The sequence below is a fragment of the Derxia gummosa DSM 723 genome (genome assembly GCF_000482785.1).
Classification (GTDB): domain Bacteria; phylum Pseudomonadota; class Gammaproteobacteria; order Burkholderiales; family Burkholderiaceae_E; genus Derxia; species Derxia gummosa.
In genome coordinates this window covers 43,926-62,416 of record NZ_AXWS01000019.1, presented here as the reverse complement: position 1 = coordinate 62,416, position 18,491 = coordinate 43,926, and the positions used below count along the sequence as shown (strand labels likewise).

Below are 18,491 nucleotides of genomic sequence, written 5' to 3'. Positions count from 1 at the left end.
TCTCAATCCTCAAAAAAGTTCAGGTTCGCGCCGCTTACTCGATGTTTTGCGTCGCAGCAATGCTTGCAATCTCGAACGATTCAAGCCGCGCGGGAGCCGGCAACACTTGTTGCCCACAACAACTTGAAACGCGTTACGGTATCTGGCGAAAACTCACCGAAAGTAGCGTCGCCATCCACAGCGCAAGTTGGACATCGCGGTCACATGGCGCGGCAGCAACGCAATAGCCCAACATGCAAGTCCTCACAGTCATGATGGTCGCAGGCTGACCCGGTGTCGGCGCCAACAATGAACAAGCAAAGCTACCTACTGCTGCAGGGTCCGGTCGGGCCTTTCTTCCGCGAGCTGGCGGTGATGCTGCGTCAGTACGGGCACGTGCATCGTGTGGCGTTCAACAGTGGTGACGCCCTCGACGCGCGCGGCAAGTGCGAGCGCTTCGACGGGAACTTGGCCGAATGGCAGCAGCGGCTGGCGGCGATCGTCGCCGAGCGTTCCGTGACGGATGTGGTGCTGTTCGGTGACTGCCGACCGATCCACCGAACCAGCCTCGACTGGCTGCGCGACTTTGCACCCTCGGTTCGCATCCACGTGTTCGAGGAAGGTTATCTGCGGCCCGACTGGGTCACGCTCGAACGCAACGGCGTCAATGGTCATTCGCCGCTCAATGAGCTGGTCGCCGCGATCCACCAGGTGCCCGAAGCACGCCGCCGCCCGGCGCCGAGCCGTCCGGTGGGCGCCACGGCCTTCCGGCTCGGCGCGTATGCCTTCTCGCATTACGGCGTGGTCGAACTGGGGCGCGGCCTGCTCGGCACCGCCATCACGCATCGCGAGAACAGCGTCTCCGAGGGGCTGCGCTGGACGATGCGCCTGCTCAGTTCGCCGGTGCGGCGCCATGCGGCGAATCGCCTGCAGAAGTCGCTGCTCGATCGCGAAGGCTCGATGTTCCTCGCGCTGCTCCAGATCGATTCGGATGCGCAGGTGCGCATGCATTCGCGCTTCCGCGACATGTACCAGTTCATCGAGGAGATCGTGCCGTCGTTCGCCCGCCACGCGCCGAAGGACGGCTTCCTCGTCGTCAAGAATCACCCGCTTGATGCGAGCGGCAACAACTATCGCCGCCTGGTACATAAGCTCGCCCGCGAGCACGGCATCTCGGAGCGGGTGTACTTCCTGAACGGCGGCAGCCTTCCGGCACTGCTGAGCCGGACCCGCGCGGCGGTCACCATCAATTCGACCGCCGGCATCTCGGCCCTGCACCGACTGATTCCGCTGATCGCGCTCGGCCAGTCGATCTACAACGGTCCGGGCCTCGCGAGCCAGCAGCCGCTGGACGAGTTCTGGCGCGCGCCCGAGCCGCCGCGTCTCAGCACCTACCGCGCGTTCCGCAATGTCGTCGCGCAACGCAGCCAGATCAACGGCAGCTTCTATCGCCGCGACGGTCGGGCCATGATCATCGAGGCACTGCGCCAGCGGCTGCGCAGCGGCATGCCCTTGAGCTTCGCGCCCGATTGCTGGCTTACCCCGGAGTCGCAGCCGGTGCCGCGTGACCTTCCCGACACGGCGGAAGCACCGATGCCGATCCGCCCTGCCTTCAACACGCATCAGCAGCTCGTGCTGCCGCAGACCGAATCGCACTGACAACTGTCGAGGCACGGGGCGCTCCGCGAACGCGAAGACGGCGCCCCATGATGGTCAGCGCGCACGCAGCCTCAGCAGGCTTCTCAACAGCCGCCGCCACAGGGACGGTCTGCGCGGTGTTTCGGCGCGCCAGGCGATCAGTTCGTCAAGCGCGCGTTCTGCCGTGGTGTAGCGGCCGGTACAGCGGCTGACATAGACGGGATAGCGCAGCAGGGCGGCCGCGACCAGGGCGTCGAGCGACAGCTGACGGCCGCGTCGGGACATCGACCTCGAATTTGACGCGCTTGCATCCGCCGGCTCCGACGACGCGAGTGGCGTCGGCGTCGGCGTCGGCGTCGGCGTCGGCGTCGGCGTCGGCGTCGGCAGGCGATCGTCGGTCAGCCCCCAGCCGGCATAGAAGGGCCACCCCCAGCAGACCACGCGCCGTCCGCGCAGCAGCGCCTCGAAGCCGGCGAGCGAGGTCAGCACATGCACTTCGTCCACCGCGAGCAGCAGTTCGGCCATCGGCGCCTCGGGCAGGAGCTGGTCGCAGAAGCTCGCGGCCGTGCCCTCGCCCTCGCCTTCACTGCGCAGCCCGGCCACCACGTCGGGATGCGGCTTGTAGATGATCCACGCGTCGGGCGCGGCCTCGCGCACCGCGCGCAGCAGGTCGAGATTGCGGCGGATGCCGGGAGCGCCCCAGGCGAGCGAGGCGTCGGACTCGACCTGGCCCACCACGAGCAGCCGGCGGCGGCCGGCCGGCGCCGCGACCGCCGCGCCGCCGGCGCCGACGTTGTACTTGGTGAGCCCGGCCGCGACGAGCCGCTCGCGCAGCCGCGCCGCGCGCGCGAGCAGCGGCGCGTCGAAGTCGGCGGTGGCGAGCAGATGCTCGAGATCGGACGCGCGCGTCGCGTCGAAGTAGATGCCGCGCGAATCCATCACCCACGACAGCGGCCGGATCAGGTCGGCGCCGAGGCCGACCGAGCGCACGAAGCCGTCTTCCAGCCGCAGCAACGGGCCGGGATGGACGGTGTCGGCGCGGCCCCAGACCGCGAGCGTCGCATCGGGCGGGACGACGGCGGCGTCCTCCGCGAACTCGACCCGGCTGCCCTGCAGGAAGTCGCGCACGATCGGCCGCTTCCACGGCGAGAAGCCGAGCGCATGGATACGACGCGGAAAGCGCTCGCGCTGCCGGCGTTGCAGGCCGAGCCAGTCGATCGCGCGCTCGACCTCGCAGCGCTCGCCGGTCTCGGGATCGCGGTAGCGCGCGTAGTCGACGAGCGCGGCATGGACGAGGTTTTCCAGCGGCACCGGATGGCGGCGAGCCTCGGCGCCGGTCTCGCCGCTGCGCGCCGCGAGCGCCGGATGACCCTCGGCCGGATCACCCGCACGACCGGCGCCGACCGCCCCGCCCGGCGCCGGCTGCGCATCCACCGTCAGCCCCCAGCCCGCGTAGAACGGCATGCCCTCGACATGCACCGGCCTGCCCCACAGCAGCGCCTCGAAGCCGACCTGGGTCGTGACCGTGTACACGGCCTCGGCCTGCTCGATGAGCCGCACCGGATGCACGTCCTCGCCGAGCAGCATCACGCGCGTCTCGCGCGCGAGCGCGGCGAGGTCGAAGTGGCCGCGCTTGCGGCCGGCCATCACCTCGGGATGCACCTTGATCAGCACCGTGCAGCCGGGCTGCTCGTCGAGCGCGCGGCGCAGCAGGCGGGTGAAGCTGTCGGCGCTGGCGCGGCCGTGGCGGATCGAGCCATCGCCGAAGGTCTGGTCGGGCAGCAGCACGTAGCGCTCGGGCAGCTCGCCGTCGAATTCGCGCGCGTGGTTGTACTTGGACACGCGCGCCGCGCGCCAGGCCGCGACCAGCGCGCGGGCGCGAGCGGCCTCGGCCGGCGCGAGTTCGCGGCGCACCAGCGCCTCCAGCCGCGACGGCGCGTCGGCGTCGTAATGCACGCCGAGGTCGTCGAGCACCATCGACAGCGCCGGCTCGGCGCGACCGAAGCCGACCGAGCGCAGGAAGCCGTCCTCCAGCCGCACGCAGGGGATGCCGCGCCGCCGCGCCACCGCTTCGGCATGACGCGCATGCGGGCTGCGGCCCCAGCCGAGCGTCGCGGTGATGCCGGCCGGCGCCGTGAACACGCAGCGCTCGACCGCCGCGCCGATGAAGGTCTCCAGTCCGTCGAGCCGCCTCAGCCCGCGGTTGAACACCGCGCAGCGGGCATCCGGCGGGAAGGCGAAGCGCGGCGACGGCCGGTTCACCGCCACGACAGGCGCTGGCCGGCCGCGACCAGCAGCGGCCTGAGCGTGGCGTAGGGCAGCGCATGCAGCGTCGTGCCGGCGCGCAGCGTCTCGGCCGCGCCGATGCCGGCCGACTGCCCGAGGATCATGTAGGTCGGCTCGATGCGCACCGACAGGAAGGCCTGACGCGACACCGAGGGCGTGCTCACCACGAGCAGGTTGGTCACTTCCGACGCCCTGGGCAGCAGCGAGCGCCAGCCGATCGGGTAAGGCCCGTTGGGGAGCGTCTCCGACTGGTAGCCGTCGATCGTGATCGTGTCGGCGCGACGGCTGCGGTCGGGCACGAGCAGCGCCCGCGCCACGTAGCGCACGTTGTGCGAGTCGAAGGGATAGGCGCCCATGCCGACCACGTCGCTCACGGCCGGGCGCCGGCCGTTCTGGCGCACGTCGTTCTCGTTCAGCACGTACTCGCCGCGCAGCCGGCGCGATTCGCGCACATAGAGCTGGTAGGGCCAGTTGCCGTTGTCGGTGAACTCGTCGGCGCACAGGCCGAAGCGCGCGACCTTGGCGTTCAGCGCACCGAGGCGGGTATCGGTCTGCCAGGTCCAGAGCAGGCCGGCGGTCCAGACCTTGTAGGCGGCGCGGATGCGCTCGCGGCCGGCCTCGTCGGTGGTGGTCCAGGACTGGTTGAGGCCGGGCGCGGTCATGTCGATGGAATAGGTCGTGCCGCCGTTGAGGTCGTACTTGTAGTAGCCGTCGGTCGCCGACGGCACGGTGCGATAGGGGCGGAAGTACTGCGCCGCCGGATCGACGCCGTCGGCGATCAGCCCGAGCGCCTGACGCACGGCCGGCTCGAACATCGCGGCGTCATAGCCCTCGGGCCGGGTGAAGGGCACGCGGTCGTTCGGATCGTCGGTGACGCAGAGGCGGTAGCCGTAGGCCATGACATGGCCGTCACCATCACCCGCGACGGGCGCCGTCGCCGGCTTCGGCTCGACGTAGGCAAGCAGGCCGCTGGCGGCATCTCCGGCCACTGCATAGGGATCGATCATGCGGCCGAGCGGGCGCGCCACCTTGATGAAGCCAGCGGTGTCTTCCTGCAAGGCGAGGGCCTCGCTGTCGCCGCTGGCGGCCATCACCCGCGCCTCGCGGCCGATCGCATGACTGGCGCCGGCGCCAGCCATGAGATCGCCCTCGTAGCTCGCGTCGATGAAGATCGCGCCGCCCACGCTGCCGCGCGTGGTGGCGATGCCGGTGATCGCCGTGCCGTTGCGCGTCGCGCCGGTGAAGCGCGCCGAGCGCTCGACCACGAGCTTCGTCTCGGCGGCGAGCAGCCGGTCGAACACCTGCTCGGCCACCTGGGGCTCGAAATCGGAGATCGAGTCGCAGGGGCGAGCCGAGGTGCAGCGACCGCGAGCGCGCTCGGCCGCGAGCGTCGCATCGAGAAACTCGCGCGCGATGCCGCCGATCACGTCATAGCCGTTGTCGCCGATGTCGGTCTTGGTCAGGCCGCCGCTCATCATCCCGCCCACATGGGCGGTCGGCTCGATCAGCAGCACTTCGCGCCCGGCGCGCGCCGCGGCCAGCGCGGCCGCGATGCCGCCGGGCGTGGCCGAGTACACGACCACCTCGGGCCGGCGCAGTTCGAGCGTGGCGCTGGCGTTGTCGACGAGCTTGCCGGCCGTGTCGCGCAGCTCGACCGTCATGCGATGGCTGCCGACAGCGAGGCCGGTGTAGGCGAGCTGACCGCGCTGGCCGCTGGCGCCGCACGCCACGCTGGCGGCGTCGGGCAGGTTGCAGACCAGTCGCTCGCCATCGAGCAGTGCACGCGACAGCGTGAACCCGGTCGAACCGCTGGCGAAGGCGGCGCGCGGCCGGGCCTGATCGAAGCTCACGATGCCCTGGCCCTGGGGCGTGGCCGGCGTGGCGGCGGCGGTGCCGCCACCACCACCGCCGCCGCAGCCCGTGACGGGCAGCAGCGCGGTCAGCGTCATGGCCAGCACGAGCTGTCGTGCCGGAAGCCGGACGACGGAAGCCATCGGGCGGCGGGCGGAGGGGGCGCGATCGGGCAGGAGGCGGAAGAACGTCATGGCGATGGGAACTGGGTATCGGGGCGCGGCCCGCGGGCGCGCGGCGGAACTGGGCTCGGCCGGTCTAGTCGACCAGCGTCTGCACCTCGCGGAAATGCCCGTCCCACGAGAACGGGCGATAGCCGGTCAGGCGCTCGAGCTGGGCCGCGCGCGTGGCCGAGAAGGGCGCGGCGTAGTCGAGGATCGCCGCGCGCCAGCCCGTGCCGTCGAGCGGGCCGAAATAGTCCGGGATGTCGCCGGCGATTTCACGAAACACCGGCAGCGGCGAGGCGATCACGGGCACGCCGAGCGCCAGCGCCTCCTGCACCGGCAGTCCGAAACCCTCGGCGAAGGACGGCAGCAGCAGCGCCCGCGCGCCGGCCAGCCAGCCGAGCGCCTCGCCGTCGTCGGCGTCGTTGCGCTCCAGCACATGGCCGCGCAGCGCCTCGCAGCGGTCGAGCATGTCGAGCACCTGCTCGCACTCCCAGCCGCGCCGGCCGACGATGACCAGACCGGGCGCGGCCTCGCCGAGATCGCGCACCAGCTCGCGCCAGAGATTGAGCAGCAGCAGATGGTTCTTGCGCGGCTCGATCGTGCCGAGCATCAGGAAGTGCGGCCGGCCCGAAGGCATCGAGCGCGGCGGCGGCAGCGCCGGCAGACGCGCATGGCCGAGCGGCGCCGCGACGGCGGCGGGCACCGGCAGTTGCAGCCGCGCCGCGAAGCGCCGCACATCGTCGAGCGTCGCGGCCGAGTTGCCGATCAGCGCCTGCGAATGCTTCAGCGCGCCGAGCATCCGGCGCCGGTGCCGCTCGGCCTCGCCCGGGCGCCCGTACTCCGGGAAGTCGATGGGGATGAGGTCATGGATCATCGTCGCCACGCGCAGCCCCTGGGCGCGCGCGGCCGCCCAGGCCGCCGCCTGGTCGAGCCACATGTGCGAGACGTTGAACAGCCAGCCGCCCTCCACCGCTCGGCCCGGCACCAGGCGCCGGCCGATCGCGCCCACGCGCCGGCCGAGGCCGCCGGCCGCGCGGCCGAGCAGGCCGAAGGCCGGCACGCGCCGCACGCCGGCGGTCTCGGCCGCCGCCTCGGCCAGGAAGCCGTGGGTGAAGGCATTGAGGTCACGCGCCGACAGCGGCGCGAACACCGAGTCGCGCCAGACGCAGAGCTGGCCGCCGCGCGCGAGCACCCAGTTCGCGTAGGCGAGGTTGACGCGATCGATGCCGGTCAGGCCGATGCCGTCGGCGCGCCGGCGGAACAGGCGCGTCACGTCGCAGAGCAGTTGCGCGGGCGGCATGCGGCGGATCAGGCGGCGACCGGCGGCGCCACGCCGAGGTCGGTATAGAGCCGGGCGAGCGCGTGGCGGTAGGCATCGCCATCGAAGCGGGCGGCGCGCGCCTTGCCCGCGAGCGACAGCCGGCGCCGCAGCGCGCTGTCGCCGTCGAGCCGCTCGATGCCCTGGGTGATGGCCTGGCTGTCGTAGGGATCGACCAGCAGCGCCGCCTCGCCCGCCACCTCGGGCAGCGAACTGGTGTTGGACGACATGACCGGCGTGCCGAGCAGCATCGACTCCAGCACCGGCAGCCCGAAGCCCTCGTACAGCGACGGGAACAGCGTGGCCTTGGCGCCGCGGATGAGCGACACCAGCACCGAGAACGGCACGTAGTCGATATGGCGGATGCGCGCGCCGTCCTCGTGCCCCTCGCTCGCCGCGAGGTGGGCCTTGAGCAGGCGCATCTCGTCGTCGGACTTCCACGCGAGGTTGCCGACGACGATCAGCGGCGTGCGCACGCCCGAGGCGAGATAGGCCTCGACCAGCCGGGCCACGTTCTTCTTGGGCTCGATCGCGCCGAAGAACAGGAAATAGCCCTTGGCCTCCAGGTTGAACAGGCCGCGCAGCTCCTTGCGCACCTGCTCGTCGGGCTTGTCGCGCAGGCGCGGCGGCATGTCGACGGCCTGGTAGGTGTTGATGACGCTGCTCTCGGGCACGCCGAGGATGTCGATGATGTCGCGCCGCGAGCATTCGCTCACGGTCACGAGCTTGTCGCCCGCCTCGACCAGCCGCCGCAGCAGGCGCAGATAGCGCCGCTTGTTGTCGAGCGTGGTGTAGGGCAGGCGCAGCGGGATCAGGTCGTGCAGCGTGTAGAGGTTGAGCGCGCCCGGCACCCGCAGCGGAATCGGATAGGTCCAGTGCATCACGGCCGGCGTCTCGGGCAGACGCACCTCGCTGATGCGGCGCGTCTGGTTGAACACGCGGTGGGCGCGCAGGAACAGCGCGCGCGAGTTGTAGAGGGTGTCGAAATGCGGCAGCCGGGCGCGGTGGCTGTCGCGGATGACGCGCCCCGTGACCGGCACCTCCACCGCGCGGAAGCCGCCGCCGAGGGTGGTGCGCGCCACGTCGATCAAGGTGCCCTGCTGGCGCTTGAGCCAGCTCTGGGCCGGCGGGCGCGAGTCGAAGAACATCGCCTCGCGCAGCATCGGGTCGCCCTGGTCGGGCGACCACTGGCCGTAGAGCACGCCGACGCGGTAGCCGAGCTGGCCGAGCGCGAGGCTGAGGTTGCGCGAATAGGTCGCGATGCCGGTGCCCTTCTCCAGGCTGAGATTCATGCCGTCGAGTACGACGAGCGGCGCGGACGAATTGGCTTGCATGCGATGAGGTTCAGAAACCCAGCGTGGCGAGATCGCGCTGGAGCGGCACGCGCGACGACAGCGGATCGACGACGGGCTCGAAGGGAAAGGCCTCGACCAGCGGCTGGACGTCGTAGTCGAGCGGCGACCACACGCGGTCGATCGCGGCGATCAGCGCCTCCCAGTCGGTGGCCGAGGTGCGGCGCTGGCCGTAGAAGTTGTGCTTGCGCGTCGAGCCCGACTGGAAGAACTCCAGCGTGCGGCGGTCGAGCAGCGTGGTGGGCACCGCGTCGGCCGGGAAGGCACCGACCGGCACGCCCGGCTTGGCGCACAGCGGAATGCACGGAATGCCGAAGGCCTCGGCGATGACGATGCCGTGGAAGCTGCGCGAGGCGATCCGCTTGCACGACAGGATGAGCCGCAGCTTGTCGAGCAGCCCCTCCAGCCCGGCCTCGTGCCAGGTGCTGATGATCGCCACCTGGCCGCGCAGCGCGTCGGGCAGGTCGAAGCACACCCACTCCTCCTTCGGCTGGGCGTTCGGATGGGGCTCGCGCAGATCGCCGATGTGCGTGATGACGCCCAGCTCGTACTTCTTTTCCACCGGCTCGTCGAACATCGACGGCAGCAGCCAGCCCGGCTCGCCGAACACCCCCGGCGCGTCCACGCCCACGAGGCCGAGGCAGCGCTGCGAGATCGGGCCGCGCGTGGCGCGCACGTCGTAGCGCGTGTGCGGCACGTTGTGCGTCATGAGGTCGGGCCGGTAGCAGCCCGTGCCCCAGATGACGGCCTGGCCGTTGCGGATCGCATGGCCGATCGAGCCGATGCCCACGAGCTTGGGCAGGTCGGCGCCGAAATCGGTGTGGCGCACCGGCTTGCCCGCGAGGTTGGCGACGATGAAGGCGCTCAGCGCATCGCCGAAGTTGGCGTAGCCGCCGCTCTCCTCCCATGACCGCGCCCAGCACAGGCGGATCGCGCCGCTGTCGTCGAGCAGTGCCTCGGGATGCACCTGGCCCGACTTGCGGCCGGGCGCCTGCTTGCGCACCGCGTCACGCAACGGCCTGGCGTGGCTGTGGGTGGTGCGCGCATGCGCGAGCACATCGGCGCGCTCGGGCCGCGCGAGCGTGCCGGCGCGCGCGCGAGCGACAAGCGCCGCAAGATGATCGTTGCGGTCGCGCGGCTCGATGAGCTGCCCGGCGAGCGCCGGGAAGGTCGAGCGCAGCAGCCGCTCCTTCTTGCCGTGGCGGCGGTCGAACACGATGGGCGCGCGGCCGGCGGCCAGCGCCAGCACCGCGCCGTGGAAGCGCGTGGTCAGCACCGGCTCGTGCTGGCGGAACACCGCGACGATCTCGGCCGGCGCGCGGCCGCGCAGGTCGATGACAGGCAAGGTGATGCCGCGCGCCGCAAACCACGCGACCAGCGCGCGCACATGGCGCTCGTCATCGCGCGACATGACGGCGACCGCCGGTGGCGCGACCGCGCCTTCGCATTCCTTGAGCCAGGCCACGGCCTCCTCGGTCGCGAGCCAGGCGGCGAAGGCCGGGAAGCGGCCGAACTCGCCGATGAACAGCGGCGCCAGCGTCGCGTCGGGCGCCAGCGGCGCCTCGGCGGCCGGGTTGTGCGCGAGCGCCCAGACCGGATCGGCGCCGACGGCCGCCGTGCGCAGCGACAGCCGGCGCACGAGCTGGGCGCTTTCCTGGTCGCGCACGGTGACGGAAGTGGCGCGGCGCAGCGCCTCGGTGGCGAAGCGGCGCGACAGGTCGTCCTGCTCCAGCAACCGGGCGTAGTCCTGGTCGCCGAGGGCGACGAGATGGCAGGCCGCGCCGGCGCGCTCGCACCAGAACACGAAGCGCAGGTAGTTGGCGAGGTTCTGGTAGTCGGCCTCGCCGGCCTGCGACACGTAGAGCAGGCCGCCGCCGCCGACGAGGACCGCGTCGACCTGAGCCAGACGCGCCGGCGCGACCTCGAAGCTGGAGGTGTCGACCACGTCGAACAGGCCGTCGTCGAGCAGGCGGGCGCGCAGTTCGGCCGCGATCAGGTCGTCGCCCACGTTGCCCATGCCCGAGGCGCCGACGATGAGGGCGCGCCTTGCCTCGCCGCGCAGGCGCTCGACCGGCGCGGCCAGCGCGCGGCAGCGCTCGAACCAGCTGCCGAGATGGCGCTGGATGGCGGCGTCGGGCGGGGTCGCGGCCGGCTCGATGCTGCCGAGCACGAACACCTCGTTGGCGAAGCGGTAATGCTCGGGCTCGGTGAGGCGCCAGGCGGGCGCGAGCCGGGCCGCGCCGTCCTTGTGGCAGAGGAAGGCCACGCGGCCGGGCAGCGCGATCTCGGAGTACTCCACCGGCCGGAAGCGCGGATGCAGGCCGTGGAATTCGGCGGGCGTGAGCACCCAGTCGAAGTCCTCGGCGGCGGCGAGCGCGGCAGTCGCGGCGGCTCGCCAGTAGGCGTCGTCAAACCACATGTGTGCTGTCTTTCGTCATGCCCGCGGCGAGCGGGCCAGCGCGAAGGGTGCCACCGAGGCCAGGGCGTCGAGGTCGATCCGGCGCCGGGGCAACAGGCCGGGCCGGCCCTCGGCCTCGGGTGGCAGGGCGGCGGCGAGCGCGTCGGGCGTGAGCACGAAGCCGCGCGGCAGGCGCAGCGGCATCGCATCGTCGAGGCCGACGGTCATGAAGTAATCGCGGAACTTGCAGCCGTCGCCGGGCAGTCCCTTCGCGCTGTCGGTCACCTCGACCCAGCGCGCCGGAATGCCGTAGGCCTGGGCCAGGATGAGGCCGTGCAGCGAGCTGCTGACGATGGCCTCGCAGTCGTGCAGCTCGTCGATGAAGGCTTCGATGCCCTCGTAGCCGGCGCGCAGCACCGAAATCGTCTTGACGCCCTCGCCCGCGACGATCTCTCCCGCGTTGTCGTAATGGCAGACGAGGCCGAGCTTGTGGCGCGGCGCGCGCGGCGCCGGGCGGTAGAGCATGGGCGCGAACCAGGCCGGGTCGCCGTAGATCTCGGGACAGTCGCCGCCCGAGGCGAGCAGCAGCCGGCGCGTGAGCGGGCCGCGCACCGCGAGCCAGCGCGCGCGCGGGTCGAGCCGGTCGGTCATGCGCGGCGTGCCCGCGCCCCACACCACCGACTCCGGCCCCGCGAGCCGCACGACCGAGCCGACCGCGAGCAGGCCCTTGGCGGCGGGCACGTGGCGCGGCGGGATGCCGCTCAGCTTCTCGATCAGCCAGGCGTTGAGGATGTCGCCGACGTTGCCGGGCCAGGGCGTCTCCATCCAGTAGAGCGCCGGGCGGTCGGCGTCGGCGATGCCGCGCGCTCGCGCGCGCAGGTCGGTGCCGAGGCGCATCAGCCGGCTCTCGGCCCAGGCGCGGTCGGACTCGGTGCCGGTGGCGAGCAGCGCGCCGAACAGCGCCTGCGCGTGATCGAGATCGCCGCCCTCGTGCGCGACGTCGGCCTCGAAGCGGCGTGCATGGTCGGCCGCGAACTGCTCGCCCTGGTGCTTGCGCAGGAAGTCGAGCGCGCCCGGCAGATCCTTGCCGCGCCGCAGCGCGCGGGCATAGCGCAGGGCCATGCCGTCGTCGCTCGGGTCGATTTCGTAGGCGCGGCGCAGCAGCACGCGGGCGTCGGCGCCGTTCCTGGCCTTCTGCGCGGCGGCGGCCTCGTGCAGCAGCACGGCGCGACGGCGCGCGGGCGTGAGCGCCTCGACCTCGTGCTGCGCGGCCTGCTGGCGATGCAGCGAGACGTTCCCGCTGCGGCCGAAGAAGAACATCGGGCCGGCATCGGCAGTGGAGGCGAGGCGAGGGTCGGCGATGGCGGGGTCGGTGGCGGCGGGCGCCGGCTTGCGCATCGCCGCGACGCCGCCCGGCGTCACTGGCGCGGCGCCGACCGACGACATCGCCGGTGACGGCTCTCCTGCGTCCTGCACCAGATCGGGCGGCAGCAGCAGCACGGCGGGCTGGCGGTCGAGCTGCTTCCAGGCTTCCTGGAGGAAGTAGTCGTCGGTGGCGCTGACCGCGCTCCGTGCCTCGATCTCGGCCATGAGGTCGAGCAGCGCGTGGCCGCGCGGCGTCGGCGCGAAGGCGAGGATGCTCGGCTGGAAGAAGCGCGAATGCCCGACCGGATCGAAGTCGCGCAGGTCGCGGAAGCCGCGCGCAAAGCCGGCGATGTCGTAGCCGCCGCCGGCCAGCAGCGGGCGCGGGTCGCGCAGCAGCCGGCAGTCGACATCGATCCACAGCACCGGCCGGCCGTGGCGGCGCAGCATGTCGCGGCAGAAGCCGACCTTGCGCCGACACAGCGCGATCCAGCCCTCGCCGCCCGGCGCGGGATCGAGCCGGCGGATGTCGTGCTCGATTCCAAGCCGGTCGCAGTCGCCCCGCAGCTGCGCGGCGGCGCGATGGTAGTAGTCGTCGCCGGCACTGAAGCTGATGACGATGGGCGCGGTCGCCGCGCCGGCCGCCGTCATGCGGCCTTCGCGCCGGACTTGGCGGCAGGCTTGGCGGCGGACTTGGCACCGCCCTTGGGCGCGGCGCTGGCCACCGGCCCGGTGGCATCGACCTCGGGGTCGGCGCCGGCCGGATCGCCGTCCTCGACCACGGCCGCGGCGGCGGCGCTGGCCGCCGGCACGATGGCCGGATCGAACGGCGAGCGCACCGACACCTTGAAGCTGTCGAGGCAGACCGCGAGCGGCGTGCCGATCGGCCCGAGCTTGAGCGCGCGCGGCGAGCGGGCGCTGCGCGCCTCGAATGCGAAGTCGAGCGGCGTCGAGCCATCGCGCGCGGGCACCGGCAGGCCGATCGTGACCGCCGTGCGCAGACCCGGCTGCCAGCTCATCTCGGCCACGACCGCGCCGTTGAGGCGCACGCGCAGGCGCTGCGGCACCGGCAGCTCGGCCGGGTTGTAGGGATGCAGCGAGAGCGCCACGTCGATGGTGTCGCCGGCGCGCGTGCTGGCGACCTCGGTGGCCAGCCGCGCGGCGGGCGCCGTCATCCACTGGCCGCTGCTGTCGCGGCGGTCGAAGCCGGCGCTGCGGAAGTAGCCGCCGAGCGCGTCGTCGTCGAGCGCGCTGAACTGGAGGTTGCCGGCCGTGACGTGCGGTCCGATCGCCAGCGCCTCGACCTCGTCCTTCGGGAAGGTGGCGAGGTAGTCGTCGAAACGCAGCTTCGGCAGCTGCGGCGGCTCGGTGCGCAGTGCCTCGTCGAGGGTGGCGGCCGGCTTCACGTGGTAGCGGCCCGTCCCGTAGTAGTAGTCGTGGAACTTGAAGCCGTCCTCGCCGCCCGCCGACGCCAGCCACACGGCCGGGATGCCGAGCGCCTCGGCGAAGATCACGCCGTGCAGCGAGCTGGAGATGACCAGATCGGCGCCGAGCAGCCCGCGGATCATGTCGAGCGGCGAGCCATCGACCGACACGAAGCGGTTGGCCCAGGCGAAGTGCTCGCGGCGCATGAGCAGGTCGTCGCGGTAGTGCGGAACGATGCGCACGCCGCGCGACTGGCCCGCGAGTTCGGCGCGGATCGCGGCGATCTCGTCCTTGTAGAGCACCGGGATCAGGCAGCCCGGATCGAACACCTCGCGGATGCGCGAGGTGTCGATGTTGCTGCGGCGCAGGAAGTCGACCGTGAGCGGGCCGCGCACCGCATGCACCGACAGCTCGCGCACCTTCTTCTCGAAGCTCTGCTTGGTGCCCTTGACGCCCGTGCCCCAGACGATGTCGCCGTCGCGCGCGGTGTGCAGCACCGAGCCGATCGACACCAGCTTGCGCTCGCCCGCGCGTGGCGGCCGGGGCCGCACGCCGCTGATGCGCTGGACGATCTCCATCGACGCGATGTCGCCGAAGTTGCCGGTGACGAACTTGCGCTTGCCGAGCGCGCCGTCGAAGGCCTTGTCGGCCGCGTCCCACCAGAACAGCGGCAGCGCCCGCTCGGCCGGCGCCAGTTCGGGCACCGGCGCGTCGGTGAGCGCCTCGGGTTCGGCGGGCAGCGCGACGCCGAACTGCGCCACGCCCTCGCGCCGGACCGGACGCAGGCTGGCGCGCACCGCGCGCAGCGAGGTGCGCGCCACCGCGCAGACCTCGTCGTTGATGCCGTAGGACACCACCACCTCGTCGCCCGACACCACGAAGCCGCAGGGATAGACGACCTCCTCCACCTCGACGTTCAGGCGCGGCAGGTCGAAGGTCGTGCCCTTGGGATTGGGCAGGTCGAAGGGCTCGACCGAGGCGCTCAGCACCTCGAACGGCGCGCTGGCCGAGAACTCGTAGAAGCAGGCGCGGTAGCGCCGGCCGGTGCGGGTCTTGTAGCTGGAGTGGGCAATGCTCAGGAAGCGGCCGTCGATCAGCAGCGGCTGGGCGCTGCCGCGCAGCTCGCCGAACAGGTTCTGGTAGCCGCTGTGCCAGTGCGTGACGCAGGCCTCGCTCGCCTTCAGCTTGCGCTCGCCGTCGGGCTCGACCGCCAGCACCTCGTGCGGGCAGATGCCGTACACCGCCCAGGTGCGGCCCTCGGCGTTGAACAGCATCCAGTTCTTCTCGATCGGATCGCGGCGCAGTCGGGCGATCTCGCGCGCCGGCTCGGCCGGGCGCAGGCCGCTCGCGTCCATGCGCGCGATGAACTGGTGGTTGGCCGGGCGGTTGGCGCCGTCGTTCCAGATGAGATGGAGCGCGCCGTCGAGCCTGAGATAGCGCGCGTCGGCGTGCCAGGTGAGCGCGCGCTGGTTGAGGTTTTCCTCGTCGACGAAGCGGATGAAGTCGGACAGCGGCGTCAGGCTGCCCGGCACGATCTCGAAGTCGTGCGTGAGGCGGCAGGACGCGAGCCGGCGGATCTCCTGGCTCTCGTGCACGACGCGGTAGGTCATGACATAGCCGTCACCCTGGGTGATGAGCGTCGGGTTGAACACGCGGAAGCCGGCGTTGGACGGCTCGGGCGCGGGCTGGCCCTCGGCCGCCGGCGGGCTCACCCACCAGGCGCGCGGCACGAGATCGGCATTGCTGAACAGCTTGAAGTCGCGCGCGGCGGCATCGACGGACATGGCGGAATCCTTGTTGGCGCCTGACCTGCCGAACAGGTTCTGGAGAAAGGAAGGGCGGGCGACGTCGGTCATCGGAATTGGGCTCGGTCGAAGGTCCAGTGCGGGCGGAAGAGATACTGGCAGCCGGCGGGCAGCTCGGCGCCGAACAGGCGGCCGGCGACATAGCCCGGGCTGCTCGCGCTGTCGTCCTGCACCAGCAGATGACGGGAATTGCGCCTGGCCCGGATGCGAATCGCACCCTCGATGCTGGGCTGGTTCTTGAGCCAGGTATCGGTGGTGGCCGTGGCGATCACGGTCGGCAGTGCCTCGTAATGCGTGTGCGCCCATTCGCGCAGCGTGAAGTACTGGCCGCCGACAACGCTGTGATGCGCCCATTCGCTGCTGCGAAAGCCGAGCCCGAGCAGCTCGGCGACGCCCGGCAGCACCGGCAGCCGCGTGCCTTCCTGCACCGGCCGGTCGACCGCGTAGAAGGCGGGGTCGAGCTTGAGGCCGCAGGCACGCTCGATGCCGCGGAACAGGAACTTGTACAGCGGCGTGTTCGGATGATTGGGCGTGAGGAAAAGCTGTTCGCGCCGGAAGTTGTCGAGCACGTAGTCGGAGATGGGCAGATCGACCGCGCCCTGAGTCTCGATCTGCTTGAGCCGGCGCGTCGTCGCCTCGACCCACTCGGGCATCACGCGCTCGAAGCTGCGCGGCTCGTATAGCGCTTCGTAGAAGGAATCGAAGCCGGCCTTCGCACCGCGCGCCGCATGCTCGGCGCCCAGCGGCAGCAGCATCGGCACGCCCCATTCGCTGCGCTTCTCGCCCCAGTAGCGGGTGCGCGGTTCGGGCCAGTAGCCGCCCCATTGCAGCCACGGGTACTTGAGATAGCGCAGGCCCACGCGGTCGCACTCGGCCTCGAGGTGAACCGTGTTCCAGTCGCCGCGGTTGAGGATGGGGTTGAAGATGAGCAGGTCGTACTGCGGCAGCCGTTCGTAGGGGAAGGGCTCCTTCGTGTTGATCATCTCGAAGTTGACCAGCATGTCGACCTGGTGCTCGCCCAGGGCGTAGCGGTCGATGATCCGCTTCATGGCACCGGCGTGACAGCCGCCGTACATCAGGATCTTCAAGTGTCGTCTCCGATCAGAAACTCAGCACCACGCGCGCGGCGATGGCGATCTGGTAGAGGATCTGGGTCATGTCCTTGAGTACCTGGCGCGACTTCACGTCGATCTTGGGCAGCACCAGGATCTGGTCGCCGGGGCGCACGCTGTCGGCGCCGCCCTTGAAGCCCCAGTCGTCGGCGCTGCCGAGGTCGTTGAAGCTGCCGTTCACATGGGCGATCACGACGCGCGAGGTACCGGCGTTCTGCACGAAACCGCCGGCGCCGGCGATGTAGTCGCGCACGCCGAGCTTGCGGTCGTAGGCGATGGCGTTCGGGAACAGCACGTCGCCGCTCACGAGCACGAGGCCGTCGCGCGCCGGCACGTTGATGATGTCGCCGTTCTCCAGCAGCAGCTCGTCGCGCTGGGCGCTCTCGGCGATGAGGACCTGGCCGCTCGGATCGACCTTGCGCGCGCGATCGACCCATTGCAGCACGAGGTCGGCCTCTTCCTTGCGCAGCGTGGCTTCGTCGCTGGTGCCCGAGCGCGCGGTGAGCACGCTGGCCTCCAGCCCGTGCAGCGCGGTGGCGAGCATCTGGCGCTGGCGGTCCTTCACGCTCGCGCGAAAGAGCTGGATGTTGTCGCGGTCGGAGCGCTCGGAGAAGCGGATCTGCTTCATCACGTCGGCGAGCCGGCTGCCGTAGGGCAGGACGTATTCCTGGAGGCTGTCGTGCTCGCCCTGGACGCGCACGGTGATGATCCCGGGCTTCTTGTCGGCGGTGAACTCGACCGCGTCGCCGTTGCCGAGCGAGACCTCGGCGCTCTGGTCGAGCGCGTAGTACTCGGTCTTGAGCACGGTGCCGGTGTTGCGCGTGACGCGCACATGGGTGGCGCTGGCGAAGGGTCGCGCGAGCCGCACCAGTTCGGCCATCGGCAGGCTGCGGCCGGCGAACTCGAAGCGGTTGGTGTTCTCGGCCAGGCCCAGCGCCTTGATCGTGCTGCGGCGCGGGCCGACGAAGATGACGTCGCCGTCGGCGAGCTGCACCGGCTGCATGCGGCCGTCGAGCAGGAAGTCGTACAGGTCGAGCCGGGCGCGCACGGCGGCGCCGCGCTTGATCTGCACGTCGAGGAAGGAGCCGCGGTCGAGCGCGATGCCGCCGGCCTGGTCGAGGTAGTTGAGCGCGCTGTCGAGGCTGGTGCCCGAGTAGAGGCCGGGCCGGTTGACGTAGCCGCCGACGAACACGCGCACCGGCTGCGCGACGGCGAGGCTGGCGTAGCTGCTGACATTGGCGCGGAACACCCGCGCGACGGCCTGCTCGACCACGCGTTGCAGGTCCTGGTTGCGCACGCCGAGCACGCGCACCGGCCCCACGTGCGGCAGAAAGATGTTGCCCTGCGGGTCCACCGCGATGCGCGAGTCGAACTCGAAGGCGCCCCACAGCCGCACCTGCACCTGGTCGCCGACGGCGATCGCGTAGTCGGCGTTGAAGTTGGACGCGCTCAGCCGCGCGAAGGAGCCGGTGAACAGGTTGGCGCCGAACACGTCGCTGGCGAGGTTGGCCGAATAGTCGTAGCCGGCCGGCGCGGGGTTGAACGGCACCGGCTGCACGCCGGGCTGGACCGGCGTCGCGGCCGGGAAGCTGCCGGCCGCGGCGGGCGCGGTGCCGACGCCGGTCTGGGCCGGGGGCTGGGCGGCCGACTGGGTGCCGCCGGCCTGGGGCGTGGCCTGGGCGGTGCCGGCGGAGGGCTGCGGGCCGAAGCCCGGCAGGAGGGCACCGATCTGGGCCTGTGCCGGCGCGACGGCCGCGAGCAGCGCGACCAGCAGGCCACGGGAAAACAGTCTTCTCAT

10 protein-coding genes are annotated in these 18,491 nt (G+C 71.5%); 1 reads left to right on the top strand and 9 read right to left on the bottom strand.

All coding sequences use genetic code 11. The features are described 5' to 3' along the window. Nucleotides 1-288: 288 nt before the first annotated feature. Entirely contained in the window at nt 289-1,638 is a 1,350-nt protein-coding gene (locus tag H566_RS26005; protein WP_051378920.1) for a capsule biosynthesis protein, read from the top strand. 54 nt (nt 1,639-1,692) lie between these two features. Here H566_RS26005 and H566_RS26000 read toward each other — a convergent pair whose 3' ends face one another. From H566_RS26000 to H566_RS0117245, 9 genes are all read right to left on the bottom strand, one after another. Continuing rightward, nucleotides 1,693-3,879, bottom strand: coding sequence for a capsular polysaccharide biosynthesis protein (locus tag H566_RS26000; protein ID WP_084545249.1), 2,187 nt, complete (start codon nt 3,877-3,879; stop codon nt 1,693-1,695). Next, entirely contained in the window at nt 3,876-5,897 is a 2,022-nt protein-coding gene (locus tag H566_RS0117280; protein ID WP_169732550.1) for an FAD-dependent oxidoreductase, read from the bottom strand. Before H566_RS0117280 ends, H566_RS26000 begins: the two co-directional genes overlap by 4 nt. 115 nt (nt 5,898-6,012) lie before the next feature. Then, entirely contained in the window at nt 6,013-7,221 is a 1,209-nt protein-coding gene (locus H566_RS0117275) for a glycosyltransferase family 4 protein (protein WP_034412098.1), read from the bottom strand. Nucleotides 7,222-7,229: 8 nt separating this feature from the next. Continuing rightward, nucleotides 7,230-8,573, bottom strand: coding sequence for a glycosyltransferase family 4 protein (locus tag H566_RS25995; RefSeq protein WP_034412097.1), 1,344 nt, complete (start codon nt 8,571-8,573; stop codon nt 7,230-7,232). A gap of 10 nt (nt 8,574-8,583) precedes the next feature. After that, nucleotides 8,584-11,010: a polysaccharide pyruvyl transferase family protein gene (locus H566_RS0117265; RefSeq protein WP_028312415.1), complete on the bottom strand. Its 2,427-nt coding sequence runs from the start codon at nt 11,008-11,010 to the stop codon at nt 8,584-8,586. A 15-nt stretch (nt 11,011-11,025) separates the two neighbouring features. Beyond that, on the bottom strand, nt 11,026-13,002 hold the full coding sequence (locus H566_RS27675) for a polysaccharide pyruvyl transferase family protein (protein WP_051378919.1): 1,977 nt from the start codon (nt 13,000-13,002) through the stop codon (nt 11,026-11,028). Beyond that, a complete protein-coding gene (locus H566_RS27670) occupies nt 12,999-15,632 on the bottom strand; it encodes a polysaccharide pyruvyl transferase family protein (protein ID WP_051378918.1) in 2,634 nt (877 codons plus the stop codon). Before H566_RS27670 ends, H566_RS27675 begins: the two co-directional genes overlap by 4 nt. Further along, nucleotides 15,629-16,669, bottom strand: coding sequence for a WcbI family polysaccharide biosynthesis putative acetyltransferase (locus H566_RS29515; RefSeq protein WP_028312414.1), 1,041 nt, complete (start codon nt 16,667-16,669; stop codon nt 15,629-15,631). Before H566_RS29515 ends, H566_RS27670 begins: the two co-directional genes overlap by 4 nt. A 13-nt stretch (nt 16,670-16,682) precedes the next feature. Further along, a complete protein-coding gene (locus tag H566_RS0117245; RefSeq protein WP_028312413.1) occupies nt 16,683-18,491 on the bottom strand; it encodes a polysaccharide biosynthesis/export family protein in 1,809 nt (602 codons plus the stop codon).

Excerpts from the sequence above, each read along its gene's own strand:
- H566_RS26005 (WP_051378920.1), top strand. The coding sequence starts at position 289 with ATGAACAAGCAAAGCTACCTACTGCTGCAGGGTCCGGTCGGGCCTTTC.
- H566_RS0117280 (WP_169732550.1), bottom strand. The coding sequence starts at position 5,897 with ATGGCTTCCGTCGTCCGGCTTCCGGCACGACAGCTCGTGCTGGCCATG.
- H566_RS0117275 (WP_034412098.1), bottom strand. The coding sequence starts at position 7,221 with ATGCCGCCCGCGCAACTGCTCTGCGACGTGACGCGCCTGTTCCGCCGG.
- H566_RS25995 (WP_034412097.1), bottom strand. The coding sequence starts at position 8,573 with ATGCAAGCCAATTCGTCCGCGCCGCTCGTCGTACTCGACGGCATGAAT.
- H566_RS0117265 (WP_028312415.1), bottom strand. The coding sequence starts at position 11,010 with ATGTGGTTTGACGACGCCTACTGGCGAGCCGCCGCGACTGCCGCGCTC.
- H566_RS27675 (WP_051378919.1), bottom strand. The coding sequence starts at position 13,002 with ATGACGGCGGCCGGCGCGGCGACCGCGCCCATCGTCATCAGCTTCAGT.
- H566_RS27670 (WP_051378918.1), bottom strand. The coding sequence starts at position 15,632 with ATGACCGACGTCGCCCGCCCTTCCTTTCTCCAGAACCTGTTCGGCAGG.
- H566_RS0117245 (WP_028312413.1), bottom strand. The coding sequence starts at position 18,491 with ATGAGAAGACTGTTTTCCCGTGGCCTGCTGGTCGCGCTGCTCGCGGCC.